Raw genomic sequence first — 17,509 nt, 5'->3', positions numbered from 1 at the left:
GGAGGAGATCCCTTGAGACACATGACTAGCAAATTGCTCCTTACAGTTTCGATTGGATTAGGCCTTGTACTGGGCTGGAGCGGCGGGCACAAAATTGAAGCTGCACAAACACCTCTAACAAAATCTTTTTCGGATGTGGGCTCGGATCACTGGGCGAATGATGCAATTCAACATATTGTGAAGCAGGGTGTTGTAGATGGCTATCAAGATGGAACATTTCATCCTGAAAACTCGTTAACACGCGAACAATTTAGCAAGTTGCTGACACTCGCAATGGATGCTGATTTACCTAACGTTACTGAATCTACATTCTCAGATGTAGCGAATAATAAGTGGTCTATGCCTTATATTGAAGCTGTGAAAGATTATGTAAGTGGTATCGATGCAGGTATCTTGGCATTTTTCCAACCAGAGGAAGTGATAACAAGGGAAGATGTAGCAGTCGCTCTTGTTAAAGCCTTGAAGATTAATACGGATGCTATTTCTAATCCAGTAAGCAAGATTCGTCAGAAGTTTGCGGATGCTGATCGCATTTCATCGGGATTAGAACCTTACATAGCAGCCGCGATTGAAAATAAATTGCTTGATGGCTATGAGGACGGGACGTTTCAGCCAAAGTCCGGGCTGACTCGGGCTGCCGCTGCGACGTTGCTATCACGTTTAATGCAGTCTCCACATATGCCTGTGATGAAGGATATTCAACTTTCTGTAAATGTAGCAGACAGTGTAGAAACTCCTAAAGTGAGTATTTCTGGCAAAGTGGATAAGTTAGTTAAAATTTATGTGAATGATGAACAAACACCTAACTATAATGGGACTTATCAAGCGGATAACGACCTCCAAGAAGGTGAGGGTACCTATCAATACGAGGTTAAGGCTGTAAAGCCAAATGGTAGGTATAAATCCTATATATATAAAGTTGGGTTTACAATTCCTGCCCCTAAATTGACGGTAGAAGCACCGCAAGAAACGGATCGGCAAAACGTGAAACTGAACGGTAAATTGAGCGATATCAACGATACCAAACCTATTTTGAGGATAAATAATAGAGAGGTTTCTGTGAATGGTAGTGGTGAATGGTCATATACCCTAGCATTGGATGAAGGGGTAAATAACATCTCAATTGAAGCATTCAACCAATTCCAGAAGCGCACGTTAGTTGATAGAAAGATTCGCTTCAACGTTGCTCCTCCAGAACTAAGTATTAATTCCATTGAGGATACAGTCTTCTTTAAAGCATTAACCGTGAGCGGAAAAGTATCGGATAAGAACGATTCGGCACCTGCAGTTACGTTGAACGGAACAAAACTTGAGAACGGATCGTTCCAATCAACATTGAATCTGGTAGAAGGTGAGAACCAAATCGCATTTCGAGCTACAAATAAATTCGGTAAAGTTACGGAATGGTCGAAAAAGATCACATACTTAATTAAACCACCTAAGATTAATGTGTCTGGCTTATCGGAATATACCGTGTTCGATACGGCACCTATCACGATATCAATCGAGGATTTATATGACAGGGAACCCTCTATTTATGTGAACGAAACCTATAAAGGGAAAGGCTCAGTTACCACTAGTCTCTCTTTTAAGGAAGGTGAGAACGCGGTTACAATCAGAGCCGTTAGTTCTAGCGGTAAAGAAGTACGTTCAACAACGAATGTGGTATACACGATTTTGCCGCCAAGTTTGACGGTGGATTCAATTCCTGAAACGACGTCAACGAAGACGATTACCGTAAAGGTTAGCGCAAGCGATGTTTACGATCGCAAACCTGATATTTACGTAAATGGCGGATATGTCGGTGAAAGCAGTATTTCATACACGCTAAATTTAATTGAAGGTATAAATACGATTACGTTTAAAGCGACGAACGATAAGAGCAAAACCACCACAGTAACAAAAACGGTTACGTACACATCGCCACCGCCGACACTCACGGTTGACGAACTTCCGCTATCTACAGGTGTGGCTACAATCGTTCTGCGAGCTAGTGCACAAGACGTAAACGATAGCAATCCACGTTTGTTCTTAAATGGCAAAGACGTTGGCTCGAGAAGTATGGAGCAAACCGTCACATTAAGAGAGGGAGCAAACGTATTCGAGTTTAAAGCAACGAATAATCTAGGTAAATCAACGGCTACTGTCGTTAAAACAATTACTTATGTTATTCCTGGACCGACCTTGAATGTAAGTAATATCCCTGATACAACTACAACAGCCAACCTTTCATACACGGTAAGTGCAACCGATCCTAGCGGTGGCACACTCCAAATTTATATTAACGGTAAGATAGAGGGAACGTCTCAGGTTACCAAGACGATCACTTTATCACCGGGAGCAAATCAAATATCGATCTACGCTAAGAATAGTGCAGGCAGGGTCAGCTCAACCTACACGAAAACAGTCATTTACACACCACCTACTCAGGCAATTGCGCCATAGTAGGTATAGGTAACCAGTAACACTGAGGAGCCGCAAGGCTCCCTTTTTTATACAAACAACCGGATAATGGGGAGAAATGCAAATGGCAGGGAATTTCGAGTTCTTGAACGAAGCAAAAGTGCCGGAGGACGTTGTAGATTACTTCAAGTTAGCCGAGTCTAAAGCTAAAACGCAACCAAATACCTCAGTAGATCTGCTAAGAAAATCATTGGAAAATTGGTTGAAGTGGTTATGCGAGCAGCATCGGATTCAGTTTCCTATAGGGAATCAGCCGACCATTCAAAATCGAATTGATGCTTGTACGCGACTAAATTTGTTTACAAGCGAGCAACAATCCGCTCTTCATATAACTCGTAAAAAGGCAAATTCTGGTGTTCACTCGAAAGAGTTCAACCCATTTGGGACCAAAGAAGCGCTAGATTTAATAAAGAAGTTGCATGAAGTTGTGCGCAATTATTATTACAGGTTTCATAAAATTGTGACACCACCTTGTAATGAGGATGTTATGCCTATTTTGAATGTTATTCCTCTACGTAAACTTGAGAAAGATACAGGCGAGGCTTGTGATGTCAAGTATCTGGGAGAAAGAGTGAACCCAACTACAAACACAAAAACGACCTGTTTAATCAGACAATTCCGTAAGTCGTCGAATGATTCAAACTCAACATTTATTTTACGTGACATGTATGCGCTTGAATCCCGTTGGAACAGCGAACCGGTACCGCAGCATATTGTGAAGACCTTTCTAATTGAAACGGAGCCAGACAATGATCTGTTCTTTACTTGTTATGAATTACCAGGAGATGCGGTAATGCTCGACAAGCTGTCACTTCAGGGTATTACGTTAGGGGAAAGATTAGATCTTCTTATTGGTATAGCGAAGGGTATTGCAGAAATGCATGGAGGTGAAGATCCGATCGTTCACCGTTATTTGAATCCCTCCAGCATCATGATTACTAGAGGGAGAAACGGCAAGCGTGTGCCAAAAATCGGGAATTTCGAATATGCGAAGTTATATCATCCAGAGGTAGAAACCGTCGTCAGTCAATACATGAACCGTGCGGACATATATATGCCGCCAGAGCTTGATTTACGAAAAGATACATCATGGCCTTCTGTTGATATTTATTCGTTTGGCTTACTTGTTCTTTATATGTTTGGTATCAACGTTGCCGCCGTCAAGAATGTAGCACAACTTTCTAAGCTGCGCCTTTCGAGAGAGTTCGTTGATACCATTTCCTTGGCGATCAGCCCAATAGCAGAAGATCGCCCTGCCATTGAAGCCATTCTGAGCATGCTAGAAAAGGAGGCGACGGCCCATGTATGATTTAGAGTTTCGAAAAGAGCATAAATATCGTTTCGAACGAGAGCTTTATAGCGGTGCCGGATCTACCTTCGTCGAAGCTTTTGATGAGACGGAGAAGAGAAAAGTTGGAATTAAAATCCTCAAAGTGGCAAGAGCGGAGCTGCAAACCGCACGCACTGAAGCCACTGTTATTAATAGGTTATCCTCAATAAGTACACATGTACCTGTACTTTTTTCATCACATTACGATTCTGAATTGGAAACTTTTTATCTTATTATGCAATTGATTCAAGGAGGACAGACACTCGAGCGTCATATGTCCGTCAAGCTAACTTTTTTGGAGTCAGCAGATATAATAATAAAGCTTTGTCATGTGCTTATACCACTTCATCGAAATAAATACCAACATCGCGATTTAAAGCCCCAGAACATTATGCTGAAGGGTGAAGACATATATATTATCGATTTTAATTTAACAGCGCGAGTACCGTTTAAAGGGGAGGGGACGGTGGGGTATCAAGCACCCGAACAAAATCGTTATCATAGCGGTATTGGTAGCGACAGAGGGGATATCTTCTCTTTGGGGGTAATCTTGTATGAACTGCTTGTCGGCGAATCACCCCGTTTCGGTATTGATTATGTGAGTCGAGGAGGTTCCGCTGGGTGGGATCGATTTGTAACTCCATCTGAGAAGGATCCGACAATCCCATTAGAACTTAGTGAGGTTGTCACGAAATGTATGAAGCTGAACCCAAATGAGAGATATCAGGACGCATATCAGCTAAAGAGTGCTCTTCTGCAAGCTAAGAAAATGAGGAGATTATGATGGACAATACGGAACAGAGCCTATTGAAGCAGGAAATGGAATTGATATTGAAACAAAAATTACTAGATCTTAATGGGGAGCAGTTACCTGAACGGCTTGAGCCAAAGTACAAGGAAATGCCAGATATCAAGGAGTTGTTACTAGGTGAATAATGAGCCGTTATATTTATTTGCTGAAGAGGAAACGGTCCGCTTAAATGGCCCTGTACCCATTGCTTGCACAAAAAGTATGATTCGCCGTTTGAAGGAAATGGGTTTTGATTCAGATGAGCTCTTAAAACGATTTGCTTCTCAACAAGTGTATCTATTGCATATGACGAAGACGAAGGATCGCGAGGGAAATCCGGTATACAATATGTTATCGGATAGAGCAGTATTAAGTTGTATCATGTCGGAGCAGGGGTATTTGCTTGCCATTGATGCTCAGAAGAAGACGGTGCGGAGGCAATACGAGTTTATTCGTAATGCTGTTAAGCTGCTTGCTTCAGAAGGAGCGGTTATTTGGTACGATGACAAGGGAGCGGGAAGACGTGTTTGGGGGTCTGTCTCTCATTCCCCAACTCATGCCATGGATGCGTTCACCGCTATGAAGGAAAGATTGTTGGAGAAATTGAACGAGGGAATGACGATATCCTCAACAAACCTCGATGAAATGTCGGAAGATAAGAGGCAGGGACTTAGAGGTGAAGCCGAACAACTTTTGGAAACAGCGGAGTTTTACGTAATTGCTGAGGATGAGATCGATAAAGCTGAGGCACAGTCTGGGCAGTATTTGAGTTATTTCCGGGTTAGCGCGGATTCTGACTATAGGCGAGTGGAAAAAATTGCGTACCGATTTAGCATTTCGGAATTAGATGAGCGGGAATACAAAAAAGGAACAAGAATCGTCTTAGACTTATCGAATGGAGAGAAAGCAACCGGTGTCATCACTAAGTTATTCAAGATCGGTACAGTCTGGGAGCTTGTCGTCTTATTTGACAGGTTATTTGATGTGAACCTTTTGCAGCCAATTGGAACTTTAACCCCCGAGTATAATTCTGTGCAGCGAATTGTGCGGGAGTCGGTCATCCAAGAGTTGCGAAATGGAAGTGCTAAAGCAGCAAATTTCGGTGATATTGTGAGCGGTCATCCACTACGTCCGGCGCATACAGGGAAGGCTGAGGCTTTCATACAAGAGTTAAGGAATGCTGAGCGTACTCCAAATGAAAGCCAACTCGAGGTCATCCGTAGAGGAATTGAGGTCGAGGATGCACTTCTTGTACTTGGTCCACCTGGAACAGGAAAAACCACTGTTATCTTGGAGTGGGTTAAATATTTTGTTAAACAGGAAGGTAAACGAGTCCTTATTTCTTCACAAAATAATAAAGCAGTTGATAACGTATTAGAGCGTTTCGCTAAGGAAGCCGATATTGATACTATCAGGATAGGCAGTGAAGAGAAAGTACAGAGCAATGTCAAACATTTAATGTTTGAGAATCGCGCCATTGACCTTCAGCATCAGATTGCGAAGTCAATGGGGAAGTGCAGTAAGCAGCTTGATGAAAGTGAAGGTCTTATTCAACGTTATGCGGCACATGCTGAAGCGGCGGCTGAAGTGACCCATATGTTGAACAGAGCGGCAATCGAGTTGGATAAGCAGTTCCAACAAGTAAGAGAGGTTAGACTTCCGCTACTGCGGAGTCTGTACAAGGATGTATTGGCTACTCGTGCGAGACTGGAAGACATAGAGAATGGAATTCATACGATCGCGATAAAGCTTCGTACTATGGAGCGATCAGCTTGGGCTGTTAAGATCTTGCAATGGCCTATCCGACTATTGGAGAAAAACAAGCTTAAGAAAAAGTTGGAGGCGCATAGGATGTTTGTGACTAGGGAGAAAGAGTTGGTTCTCCTTTATAACGAAGCCTATCAGTCTCTTTGTACAGCAGCTCTTGCCGAAATTAAAATACATACCCGACAGGCTTACTGGGATATCAGGGAGCAATGGAATGGAGCTATCGAGCCTCTCTTACATCCGCCACTATCGGAGTTGAGAGCGCTGAACATACATGCACCGAATTTTAGCCATGATTCAGAGCAAGCGCTTCAAGAAGTAAAGGAGCTTGTATGGCAATCCGAGGCCAAAACTAAAAGTATTCACCTTATTCGGAGTGCGATGGATCGTTGGAGCGAATATGTGGATCAAAAACGAAACTATGCATTAGCTCAGGTATTGCTCGAGTCTGTTGACTTAGTCGGGGCGACCTGTATTGGAATTAATAGTCAACAGCGCTTTAAGGATTTGGATTTCGATGTCACGATTATTGATGAGGCAGGGCAAATTCAAATCCATAACGCTATAGTTCCGATGAGCAGGTCATCTAAAGTCATTATGCTCGGAGACCATATGCAGATTCCACCGATAGCAAGTGGACAGGTCATTGAGCGCTGTGAACAAGCCGGGATGGACGAGTCTCTTCTAAGCAAAAGCTTTTTTGAATATTTATATGAGCGATTCCCAGATAACAATAAAATGTTATTAGACACCCAATACCGTATGCCAGCGCAAATTGCTGATCTGTTGTCTGAGTGGTTCTACGAAGGGAAATATATGTCGGACAAAGTTAAACGTAACATGCCCTCCGCTTTGCCTAGCTTGTTTCTGGATCCATTCGCGATCGTATCCACGTCAGCAGCACCGAGGCGCAGGGAGATACGAGTTGGGAGAGAGGGAGGGGGGTATTATAACGAATATGAAGCACGGATCGTTGCTGCCATCGTTAGAGAGGCACTGCGGACTATAAAGCCTGGAACCTCAAGGTATTATCATCTATCAGAAATCGGAGTCATAGCCCCATATAACGCTCAAGTTAAACATTTGCGTTCAACATTGTCAGGGTTTCTGTCCGAAACTTCAGAGGACGAAATGGTTCAACTCGTTGCTACTCTGGATAGTTTCCAAGGTCAAGAGCGGCCAATTATTATTTATAGCTGTACACGAAGTAATAGCAAACCACCACATTTGAAGAGATTAGGGTTTTTGAAAGAGTTGAGACGTTTAAACGTGGCTCTGTCTCGTTCTCAGATGCAGCTTGTATTTATCGGCGATTTGGATTTCCTCCGTGCATGTGAATACGAACAGCTCGATACGTTTGGTTTACCCATGACGGACGAGTGGGGCAAAACGATGCAGGGCACAAGTGAAAAGCAATTTTCAATGTTTATTAATCTTTTGCTGGATAAGGCTATCAAAGGTAACGGTCAACTGCTTAATGCCGTAGACCAGTTTAATGAGGTGCAACATGTCTAAAGCGTTAAAACGCTCGCCATTCACTCTTAATCAGAGTGTACTCAAAGATTTTGCTCGTCGCTATGACTTCATGTTCCAACTGGGCAGTTTAACTCAATTCGCATGTTTGTATTACCCCGTTGCCCACTTAGAATTAAACATTAGAGAGATGACTAGTGAAGAATTCGATACGATCGAACACGTCGTGTTAGAGTTGTATGCAGCGGGTTTGAATAGTAAGGAATATATCGCTGATGTACTTGGCATTCCTATTGGTTATGTAGGGAAAATACTTAGGATTTTAGAGGGATACGGCCATATTTCAAATGGGGCTCTAACCGAGCTTGGGCATCAATCGTTGTCGGAGGAAAAAATGGTTACCCGATATCTGACCAGACAGAAAGTCCAGGCCGATCCGCTTGCAGGACTCGCATTTTCAAAGGCGATGTATCAGTCTAACTTATCTTTGTTTTCTCCGGAGGACACCAATCCTTGGATTAGCCATTTGATGCCGGGAGCATTCTTACAGTCTAATCTGTTTGATAAGCTGAAGTCTAGTATACAAGAGATGAAATCTAGTCAAAAGGGCATTTTTCACGTCAATGTCGAAGAAATTGTTGATATCGTATCAAGGGAAACGAAGTTTACGTATGCGTTTCTTGTGAAATTCGATTATTGTCTTCCTTTCGTTATTGTGAAATGCAGGGAGTTTGAGCCAACCAAGGGAGCACCTATCAACTATTGGAAGCCTATCGCCATTGCTTCATCGCTCTATTCACTATTGAAACAACGGGGCATACAACATGATTTAGAAACAGCTTCGGACGCTTATTTTGAGACATTATCCCAGCAGTCCGATGAGATAGAACGCAGGGCTGCTGATATCATGCAGAAACAGGAGTTTCAAGAGACAGAACTTCCTGAGATGATTACAAAGTTGCAAGATTATTTAACAATCGACCAAGAGTTCCCCTATTACGTAGGATTCGCTAGAAATGATCAATTGCCTGGGATTGTCTATGATTGTAATAAAGGATCATACGATGATAATTGGAATAACATAATGAGGAAAGTTTTATAATGGTGGAGATGAGCAGATCAGATGCGGTACTCAACCAACATACCTGTTTAATTATTCCTTTTGGCTGTCGAAATACCCAAGAGATGCAGACTGCTTTGAATCAAGAATGGTGGAAGCTAGAGAATTTGAAAAAAGAGCGTCTATATGAACATATTAGTTTATTAGTGAACGATACCAATAAGGCGGGAACTATCGGTAGAAGATATCGTCTGCAGAAGCAAGGAGCAACTCATTATTTATTACCTATGAATGAGCGCCTTTCTACACGAACGAACTCGAGTCTGTGGCTCATCAAAGAAGTAGTGCTGTTTGCGTTTGAGACGGATGTTTGTTTTCTTTCAATAGAAATAAGCTATACGGATGAAGCCGATATAGCTAAGTTAATTCGCGGCAATTATGAGTTAAAGAGAATTAACACGCTGCCAGTGCAGTTTCAGAGTGCCTTGATGGCCATCCTATCAGATTTGCAAGCGGAGGTTTTTTTCGAAGGCAGCAAGGACAAGCCGACTCATGCTCTTGTCTTCAGCGCAATGTTGGTTGATATGGCAGAAACAGAAAGAGAGAAAAGTATAAATCAAATTCAGCAGTATTTATTTCAGGCTCGGCGTTCTTTTAATAGTTCGTTTCAAACGAGTCGTGATGAGTACCTCCTAGATCGTAATAAGGAAGTCATGCAGCCTTTCGAAAACAGTTTTTGGGGCGTTTCACTGGAAGGCTTATGTAATATTGTCTCGACCACACGAGATCAACAAACAAATGACTTTTTTAGCTCGACCTATTTCAAACATATAAGAAATACATATTTTTACTTATATATTCTTGCATTGCATCAACGATTCACATTGCTATTCTTATCTATTAAAGCGGCAAGATTACCCTTATCTCTTGTGGAGCTGGAATCCAAGGAGATGATGTTGGCTGAGCATTTAGTTGCGATATCCCGTTTAAAAGAACAAATGGTTCTATTTACGCTCCGCAGCTCGCATACACAGGTATCGCCAATTACACATCAATCGAACATGTACACGTTTTTACGTCAAAATATGAATGTATTTGAGCTGATGAATGAGCTCCACTTTGAACTTGAAGCACTTTCCTCAATGGCGGAACTTCAGCAGCAAAAATCGATGATTCGTCAAACGGAAAAAGATCAGATTGTCAAAGAACTTAAAGTAGAAAGAGACGCTCGTTTTCAAAAACTGATTCTTGTACTAACTACCCTTTTTGTCGTCATCTCCACGTCTGCCGATGCTTGGAACTTGTTCTCCAATTGGCTTGATAAGAAATATCCGATACCGGGATCTACTCCTTTTTATCTTTTTTTTGTAGTAGAAACGATTATTTTGTCATCAGGAATTGTAATTGCAATTATTATTTTTGTGAGTTGGTTAAGGAAATTGTGGGGAAAAAGGTCTATATAGGCAATGTTTCTTTCACTATTTACTCCCGATGCCACTACCATATCCTAACCCTACTTTGGTACAATAGGGGAACGAGAAGAGGGGATTCCCTTTTCTTTATCCGTTACACAAATCCCCTTACAGAAACGATGATACCCATGAAAATCGAACTCGATACCACAACCATAGACGTTAACGTCCAATACGGCATCCGCAAAAAGCTCTACATCCACATTAGTGACACGGGTTTCATCACCGTCAAAGCGCCTAACGACACCAGTCAGGAGCTAATCATTAACGCTGTTAAACAACACAGCAAGTCTATCCTAGACAAGCTAAATGCCATCACCAGAGCGCGGCAACCCATCCCTAAGGTAAGGGAGTATGAAGACGAAGGCAAGTTCCTTCATCTCGGGAAATATCATTTCCTCCATGAGTTAATCGAAACGAGTGGACTCACCGAGGAAGAGTTGAAAATCAACTTGAAGAAGTTCTATTTTGCTAGCTGCAAGAAGGTTATTGGGGAGCGGATTAAGTCCTATCAAACACAACTCAAAGTAAAACCCAAGACGATTGAGATCGATGAGTCGCGGACGAAGTGGGGGAGCTGCAGCTCGGACAAAAAGCTAACGTTTAATTACCGTCTAGCCATGGCGCCAGTGGAAGTGATTGACTATGTCATTGTCCATGAGTTATGCCATCTTTTGCATATGAATCATGATCGATCTTTTTGGCGGCGAGTAGGCAGCATTATGCCGGATTATAAAGAGAAGGAAGCGTACCTAGCCCGATATGGGCAGGCGATGACACTTTAACGCAAGACAACAAAAAGGAGTAAGGTTCTTGGAACCTTACTCCTTTTCATCCTGTACTCGTCCGCCACCCCTACAGATCATTCTCATGCAAATAAGCAATCGTCTCCGACCTTCCAGAAACATTCAGCTTCTTATAAATGGCACTCAAATAATTCTTCACAGTCCCCGTTGTCAAAAATAATTCAGAAGCGATAGCCTGATTCGATTTCCCTTGCTTCAAATTCCTTAGAATGTTCCGTTCCTGTTTGGACAAATCTGGCCGCTTGGCGTCCTGCTGATGCTCTGAAATGAGTTTGTTACTTCCCCCGAATTCTTGTTCCTCATGTTCCTCTGATGTACGTAGAGCTTGGACAAGGCGCGGCTGGATACTAATGGGGTAAGTTATGCCACCATCTAAACAGACCTGAATGGTAGCTAATATTTTCTTCGTCTCGACGCCTTTAACCAAATAGCCGCTAGCACCATGACGGATCGCTTCCCAGATGTAGGCTTCATCCTCAAATGTGGTCAAAATCAGCACCTTTGTATCAGGAAACTCTGCCTTTATACGTTTCGTTGCCTCTAAGCCGTCTAGCTTCGGCATACGGATATCCATTAAAACAAGCTGAGGACGATGCAGCTGCACCTGTGCAAGGGTGGCCAACCCATCACCCGTTTTGGCTACGACGGTATATCCTTCTTCCATGCTAAGAATAGCTGCTAAACCGTCGCGGATTAAGGGTTGGTCATCTGCGATTAGAATGGTTATTTGGGACAATGCGGTCACTCCTTCCTATCCTTTTCGACTGAAGGGTATGGTAATTTCCAGGGTTACTCCGCCAGCAGAATCTTTGTTATTTATTGAAAAAATCCCTCCAACATCTTCCACACGCTCTGATAAATGGTCAGCTCGATAATGGGTGTCAGACCAGGCATTATCGTGTCTGTTATGTAAGCGATTTCCACATTCGTTTGCTTTTTCGTATCATCGATCAACCTGAGAAGTTCGGGATTGTAGGAGTGATCTGGGAAGTTTTCGCGCAAAACATGAACAGAACTTCGTACGTCAACCAGTCCTCTAACTATTGTGAAGATAATGGCATGTTTTTTGCAATCTTCAAGACGTAATCCCGCATAAGAATGACAAATGCTATATTTTCCCTTCATTTTACCATAATTATGACTAAAGTCATACGATACAGGCGAAAAACGACAAAAAACTGCATTTTCAGTGAGCTTCTTCATCTAGAATAGGCCTTTGGTAGGATATATAATAAAGTAGAGGATATTGAATTTCAAGGGAGGCGTGTCCAAATGTTGATGATATTATGGAACGTATTAGGCGGCATTCTTCTAATCTTGAGTTTGTATTTACCCATTCGATCATTACTGGAACGTAACCCTGATTAGGAGGGACTACGATTTGAAAGAGGATGACCCAACAGGTACTTCTATGGATAGTTTTGCCAATAGGTATAAAATAACGAAGCGAGAATCGGAAATTTTTTTGATGATCGCTATCCATGGTTTTTCAAATCAAGAAATTGCCGAACGCTGCATGATCAGTGAGAAAACAGTCAAGATTCATCTTGCTAATATAATGAACAAAACGGGCATCACATCGATGCGGAAATTACTTTCTTTGTTATTTAATCATGTCCTGTACTTTCGGGAAGGCAACCGATAATACGAGGAAAAGTAGGAAATGTCATTATCTTCATTATTTTTCACATTTTCTCAGCGTAACTAACTCTTTCTCATTACGTCTATTATAGTGTTGCTATAAATCTCAATTCTAGCAATCGCTGATTTAGAGGGAAAGGAAAGAATGAGATTATGTTGAAAAAGACAATCTTAATGGGCATGCTGTTTGTTCTGTTGTTTGCAAATAACGCGTTTGCGTACGATGTACAACTCAAGCCCTTCAAGGATGAAGAACAAGATTATGCCAAGGATCCGATATACACATTATCCGCATTAGGCATTATTAACGGCTTTGAGGACCAAACCTATCGTCCCAATGACGACTTGTCCAGAGAGGCTTTTATAAAGTTACTTGTCATGGCAGGCAAAATAGAGAATCAAACCGCCATTGGGCATATTCCTGCAGATGTTGCGAAAGACCGTTGGTCGGCACCTTATATTTCTGTTGTCTACGATCGGAAATGGCTGGATAGCTTGCTAGATAGTGAGGGATTGCTTCATCCTGCGCAGACGATTACTAGAGAAGAAGTGGCTATGCTCGTAGGGAAATCGTTGCTAGAGTCTGAAAGTGAAGAGGCTCGTCAACAATGGCTGGACATGGATTGGAAGAAGGAACAGAACACGAGAGGCTTTAAGGATGATTCGGCCATAGATGAAGCTATGAGACCTTACCTTTATTACGCCGCGCATCGTGGCATTATGGAGGGAGATCAGGCAGGATTTAATCCGAAGGAGTCTCTGATTCGTAAGCAGGCAGCTGCAGTTATTTATCGTCTAATTGATAAAGTGGTTGCTGATCAGAAGCTCGACTTCACAGGTTATTATGCCATTCAGTCCTACTCCGCGATGAAACAACTGAATAAGCTTTCTAATGTGATCTTAGGCTGGTCTCACCTGGCATACAGCGCCGCTGGAACGGCTTCTTTGAACATCAGCTCTTCGGAATATCGGGTTCCGAGTGGTTATGAGGAAGTCATTGCCACGGCCAATGCGGCTCAAATCACGAAAGAACTGATGGTTTTCTATGATGGCGCTAATTTAAAAGACTTCCTGAAGGATCAATCCTCCAAGAATGCCTTTATCGCATCATTGCTTAGTACTTTGAAAGATCCAGCCTACTCGTTCACTGGAGTAAGCATTGATTTTGAAGGCTTGAAGGATGCGGCGAGTGCAGCCGACTATATCCAATTTCTTCAGGAATTAAAAGGTCAGTTGGGCTCGCTTACGTTGTCCGTTGCTGTTCCTCCGACCTATTATTATAAGGGATATGATTTAAAAGAAGTCGGTAAGCTAGCCGATACGGTAATCCTTATGGCTTATGACTTCACGCATGATGATAACATGTTGCCATCGGCTCCATTGCCACTAGTGAACGATACCGTGCTTACAGCGCTTCAATCTATACCGAGTGAGAAGCTGGTGCTAGGCATATCCAAACAGGCTAACCAATGGATCACCACATCTGGAGTTGCAGGAACTGCGCTTAACCCGGCCATTGCAGATGTAGAAAAAAGACTGGCTATGCCAGGCGTCGACAGCTCGTGGACAATGCCTTATTTCTTGAAGAAGGCTGCATTCACGGATGAACGAGGTAGTCATGTGCTTTACTATGAAGATTCACAGAGCATAGCCAAGAAAATCTGGCTCGCTAAGTTCTATAAGCTGAAAGCTGTTTCCTTATGGTATATGGGCAACTATACAGCATCGGATTGGGAGCGGGTCGGAGCAGGCGGCTAAGGAATAGCTCTATTAACAGATAGGGAAGAGGCAAGAAGAGAGAGGATCCCAATCTCCCTACCTCTTCTTTTTTTATACCAAAAAACCATCACCAGTCTAGCTGTTGTGATTAGTTTGAATAGCGCTCAGCATGCCAGCGGCATTGTTTTAGTCCTGAGACGGATACCATAACAATCAAAAAATCCAGATTATATCAATGTCAATTCAGTATCCAGCTTTCAAATGTGGCATTTCCACCGCCAAGTAATCCTAATCCGCTCGTTCGTTTTGAGTTGAGAAGGAAGCCTAACATTAATTGAGATATCATAGCCAAAATATTACGAGACTTCGTCCAATGGATGAGGCCTCTTTTTTATTAATAAGGTTAATTAAATCGTAAACTCTCACAAATTAGATATGGTAAACTATAGGTAATATATACGAAATGAAAAGGCGCTGAAATCCTCCATGCTCTATTTATATCGATCCATTCTACGATACCTAGCGAATAGCAAAAAAATATTCACTGTCTTCCTAATAGCACTATTATTTGAACTCTCTTTTGAATACTTCACGTCATTAAGTATCAAATATTTAATCGACGATGCCATCACGCCTCGGAATATGACCATTTTCTTTGGCCTGCTCTTAGCACTTCTCATTGGTGGGGTCTTAAACTTGTTAATAGGCGTCGGCGGCGATTATGCGATGTCCAAATTAAACGAGACGATTCTAATTGGCTTACGTAAGGATCTCTACGAACAGACGCAGAAGCTTTCTGCTCATTTCTTCTCGCGGTATCGGATCGGGGATATTGTCGCGCGATTCACTATGGACATTCCAGCTGTGGAGCACGCGATGATGCAGACGTTTTCGACGCTTATTTTAGCTAGCTTGAGCATGGTCGTTGGGACGGCGTTGTTGTTTGTTTTGGAGTGGAAGCTGGCGATTGTTGCGTTTGTCGGCATTGTGTTCATGTTTGTTCCACAGAAATTATTGAATAAACGAGCTCAGCGATATAATGAAGATTACGTTGGCATTGTAGAGTCATTTTCTAATAATATGGATGAGGAAATGAAGGCTTTTAAGGTCATTCGAGGCTTTCAATTGCAGGAATCTATGAAAAATAGGTTCAACAAACAACTGCAAGTTTGGTTCCGATTAGGTGTGAAGAGGAGCTTTATTAACTCCAATCTTGAGCGACTTCCAATCATGGTGTTATCCGTTATTAACGTGATAATCCTTGGTTTAGGGGGCTATATTACGTTCCAAGGAACGATGACTATCGGTGATTTAATTGCGTTTTATTCGGTTTTCGATACAGTGGGCATCTCGGTAATTCAATTCATGGAGGTCGTGCCTGACCTGATTGAAGGCGAAGTGGGAATCCGTCGTATCAACGAGGTGCTCGAGATCCAGCCCGATCTAGAGGATGACGAACAGGCTGCTCAGAATCCCTCTATTACAAATGAGATTAAATTCGACAATGTGACCTTCGGCTATACGGAGGCGCATCCGGTTATTCAGGATCTATCTTTATCCATTCCCGTGGGCAGCTATGTGGCTTTGGTGGGTCCTAGTGGTTCAGGCAAAAGCACGTTGCTCCAACTCCTCATGCGATTCTATGATCCGCAAAAAGGCTCCGTCCAGGTCGATGACCTCGATCTACGCAAAATCCAGCTGTCATCGCTGCTTGCGCAAGCTGGCGTTATTTTTCAGGAACCTTATCTCTTCAATACGACGATACGCGATAATCTGCTAATTGGTCATCCCGATGCCACAGAGGAGGAGCTTCTTGAAGCCACACTTGCGGTGGGAGTTCACGAGGCGATTATGCAAATGTCGAATGGCTATGATACCTGGATTGAAAATGATGGAGCCAATCTGTCCGTTAGCCAGCGGCACCGGATATCGATCGCGCGTGCGCTGCTTCGTTCCAACGAGTTGACCTTCATGGACGAAGTCGCGGCTTCCCTAGATCCCGAGTCAGAGATAGCTCTGAATGAGACCATCTCTCGGGCCAATCAAGGTCGTACGGTTGTTGCGGTTTCGCATCGATTGAAGACTGTTTCACATGCGGATTTGATCTATTACATACATGAAGGGAAAGTTATCGAATACGGGACGCATCAGGAGCTGCTGGAACGCCAAGGGGCCTACCATAGTCTCTGGCAAAAGCAGCAAGGCTTCCAACTATCTCACAATGGAGAAGTTGTCATTGAGGTTGAGCGCTTGAGACAGCTGCCTTTCTTTGCTTATATGAATGAGAAGCTTTTGCTTGAAATCAAGGATTTGCTGATGACGGAGAAAATCACGAGCGGCCAACATGTTTTCCGCCAAGGTGAAGCGGGAAATAAATTGTACATCATTGCCCGGGGCAAAGTAGAAGTGTCGAAAAGAAATGCCAAAGGCGAGAACGTGCGGGTCGCTGTTCTTCAAGACGGAGACCATTTCGGTGAGATCGCGTTGCTGAAGGATGCCCCTCGGAATGCGAATATCACAGCGTTAACTGATTGCACTTTACTGTCGCTAACCCGTAAGCAGCTGCTGCCACTATTGGATCGCTATGCGGATATGAAGGCGAGGTTGTATCAGTCTCTGTCGGAGCGGAGTTAGTGCATCGAAAACTTTTTTGAAAATGGAAAAATAAAACATTGCATTAATTGTCGAAACCATGCTATATTATCACTCCGGCCGCAAGATAGGCAGGCGAGAGTAACTGAAAGTAACTCGAAAAAAAGTAGTTGCACATTAAAAGTAAACATGGTATATTACTTCTCGCTGCTTCGGTAACACGGCAGTGAGCGAAAGAAATTGATCTTTGAAAACTGAACAACGAGTGAGTAAGCACAGTCGAGTAATCGACTATAAAAGAGATTGCAAAATCTCGCTAGCTTCAAATGAGCAAGTCATCTTTCTATTATGGAGAGTTTGATCCTGGCTCAGGACGAACGCTGGCGGCGTGCCTAA

13 protein-coding genes are annotated in these 17,509 nt (G+C 42.8%); 11 read left to right on the top strand and 2 right to left on the bottom strand.

The window, feature by feature from the left end; genetic code table 11:
* The first annotated feature begins 21 nt into the window (after window positions 1-21).
* The 8 genes from AC58QO_RS29935 to AC58QO_RS29900 all read left to right on the top strand — a co-directional run bounded on the left by AC58QO_RS29935 (window position 22) and on the right by AC58QO_RS29900 (window position 11,140).
* Window positions 22-2,445 (top strand): S-layer homology domain-containing protein, encoded by a 2,424-nt coding sequence (locus AC58QO_RS29935; protein ID WP_497272196.1) that lies wholly within the window; start codon window positions 22-24, stop codon window positions 2,443-2,445.
* A gap of 103 nt (window positions 2,446-2,548) precedes the next feature.
* Window positions 2,549-3,772 (top strand): protein kinase domain-containing protein, encoded by a 1,224-nt coding sequence (locus AC58QO_RS29930; protein ID WP_497272059.1) that lies wholly within the window; start codon window positions 2,549-2,551, stop codon window positions 3,770-3,772.
* Window positions 3,765-4,577, top strand: coding sequence for a serine/threonine protein kinase (locus AC58QO_RS29925; RefSeq protein WP_497272057.1), 813 nt, complete (start codon window positions 3,765-3,767; stop codon window positions 4,575-4,577). The genes AC58QO_RS29930 and AC58QO_RS29925 overlap by 8 nt, the downstream gene beginning before the upstream one ends.
* Complete coding sequence (locus tag AC58QO_RS29920) at window positions 4,574-4,729, top strand: hypothetical protein (protein WP_497272055.1); 156 nt, start codon at window positions 4,574-4,576, stop codon at window positions 4,727-4,729. The genes AC58QO_RS29925 and AC58QO_RS29920 overlap by 4 nt, the downstream gene beginning before the upstream one ends.
* Complete coding sequence (locus AC58QO_RS29915; protein WP_497272053.1) at window positions 4,722-7,865, top strand: DEAD/DEAH box helicase; 3,144 nt, start codon at window positions 4,722-4,724, stop codon at window positions 7,863-7,865. The genes AC58QO_RS29920 and AC58QO_RS29915 overlap by 8 nt, the downstream gene beginning before the upstream one ends.
* Window positions 7,858-8,925: a hypothetical protein gene (locus AC58QO_RS29910; protein WP_497272051.1), complete on the top strand. Its 1,068-nt coding sequence runs from the start codon at window positions 7,858-7,860 to the stop codon at window positions 8,923-8,925. Before AC58QO_RS29915 ends, AC58QO_RS29910 begins: the two co-directional genes overlap by 8 nt.
* On the top strand, window positions 8,925-10,346 hold the full coding sequence (locus AC58QO_RS29905) for a hypothetical protein (RefSeq protein WP_497272050.1): 1,422 nt from the start codon (window positions 8,925-8,927) through the stop codon (window positions 10,344-10,346). Before AC58QO_RS29910 ends, AC58QO_RS29905 begins: the two co-directional genes overlap by 1 nt.
* Before the next feature lie 137 nt (window positions 10,347-10,483).
* A complete protein-coding gene (locus AC58QO_RS29900; protein ID WP_497272048.1) occupies window positions 10,484-11,140 on the top strand; it encodes a M48 family metallopeptidase in 657 nt (218 codons plus the stop codon).
* A 70-nt stretch (window positions 11,141-11,210) separates the two neighbouring features.
* Here the strand turns inward: AC58QO_RS29900 and AC58QO_RS29895 are convergent, their stop codons facing one another.
* Window positions 11,211-11,897 (bottom strand): response regulator, encoded by a 687-nt coding sequence (locus tag AC58QO_RS29895; protein ID WP_497272046.1) that lies wholly within the window; start codon window positions 11,895-11,897, stop codon window positions 11,211-11,213.
* Window positions 11,898-11,977: 80 nt separating this feature from the next.
* Complete coding sequence (locus tag AC58QO_RS29890) at window positions 11,978-12,364, bottom strand: hypothetical protein (RefSeq protein WP_497272045.1); 387 nt, start codon at window positions 12,362-12,364, stop codon at window positions 11,978-11,980.
* Window positions 12,365-12,542: 178 nt separating this feature from the next.
* Between AC58QO_RS29890 and AC58QO_RS29885 the strand changes: the two genes are divergently transcribed.
* The 3 genes from AC58QO_RS29885 (at window position 12,543) to AC58QO_RS29875 (ending at window position 17,155) form a co-directional block, all read left to right on the top strand.
* Window positions 12,543-12,806 carry a helix-turn-helix transcriptional regulator gene (locus tag AC58QO_RS29885; protein ID WP_497272043.1) on the top strand — a complete coding sequence of 88 codons (264 nt, stop codon included), beginning with the start codon at window positions 12,543-12,545 and terminating at the stop codon, window positions 12,804-12,806.
* 149 nt (window positions 12,807-12,955) lie between these two features.
* On the top strand, window positions 12,956-14,560 hold the full coding sequence (locus tag AC58QO_RS29880; protein WP_497272041.1) for a glycosyl hydrolase family 18 protein: 1,605 nt from the start codon (window positions 12,956-12,958) through the stop codon (window positions 14,558-14,560).
* A 447-nt stretch (window positions 14,561-15,007) separates the two neighbouring features.
* Window positions 15,008-17,155, top strand: coding sequence for an ABC transporter transmembrane domain-containing protein (locus AC58QO_RS29875; protein ID WP_497272039.1), 2,148 nt, complete (start codon window positions 15,008-15,010; stop codon window positions 17,153-17,155).
* Window positions 17,156-17,509 lie beyond the last annotated feature (354 nt).

The sequence above is a fragment of the Paenibacillus sp. J31R30 genome, assembly GCF_059692115.1.
Note: the sequence above shows the minus strand (reverse complement) of the source record. Positions and strands in the feature narration are given on the sequence as shown.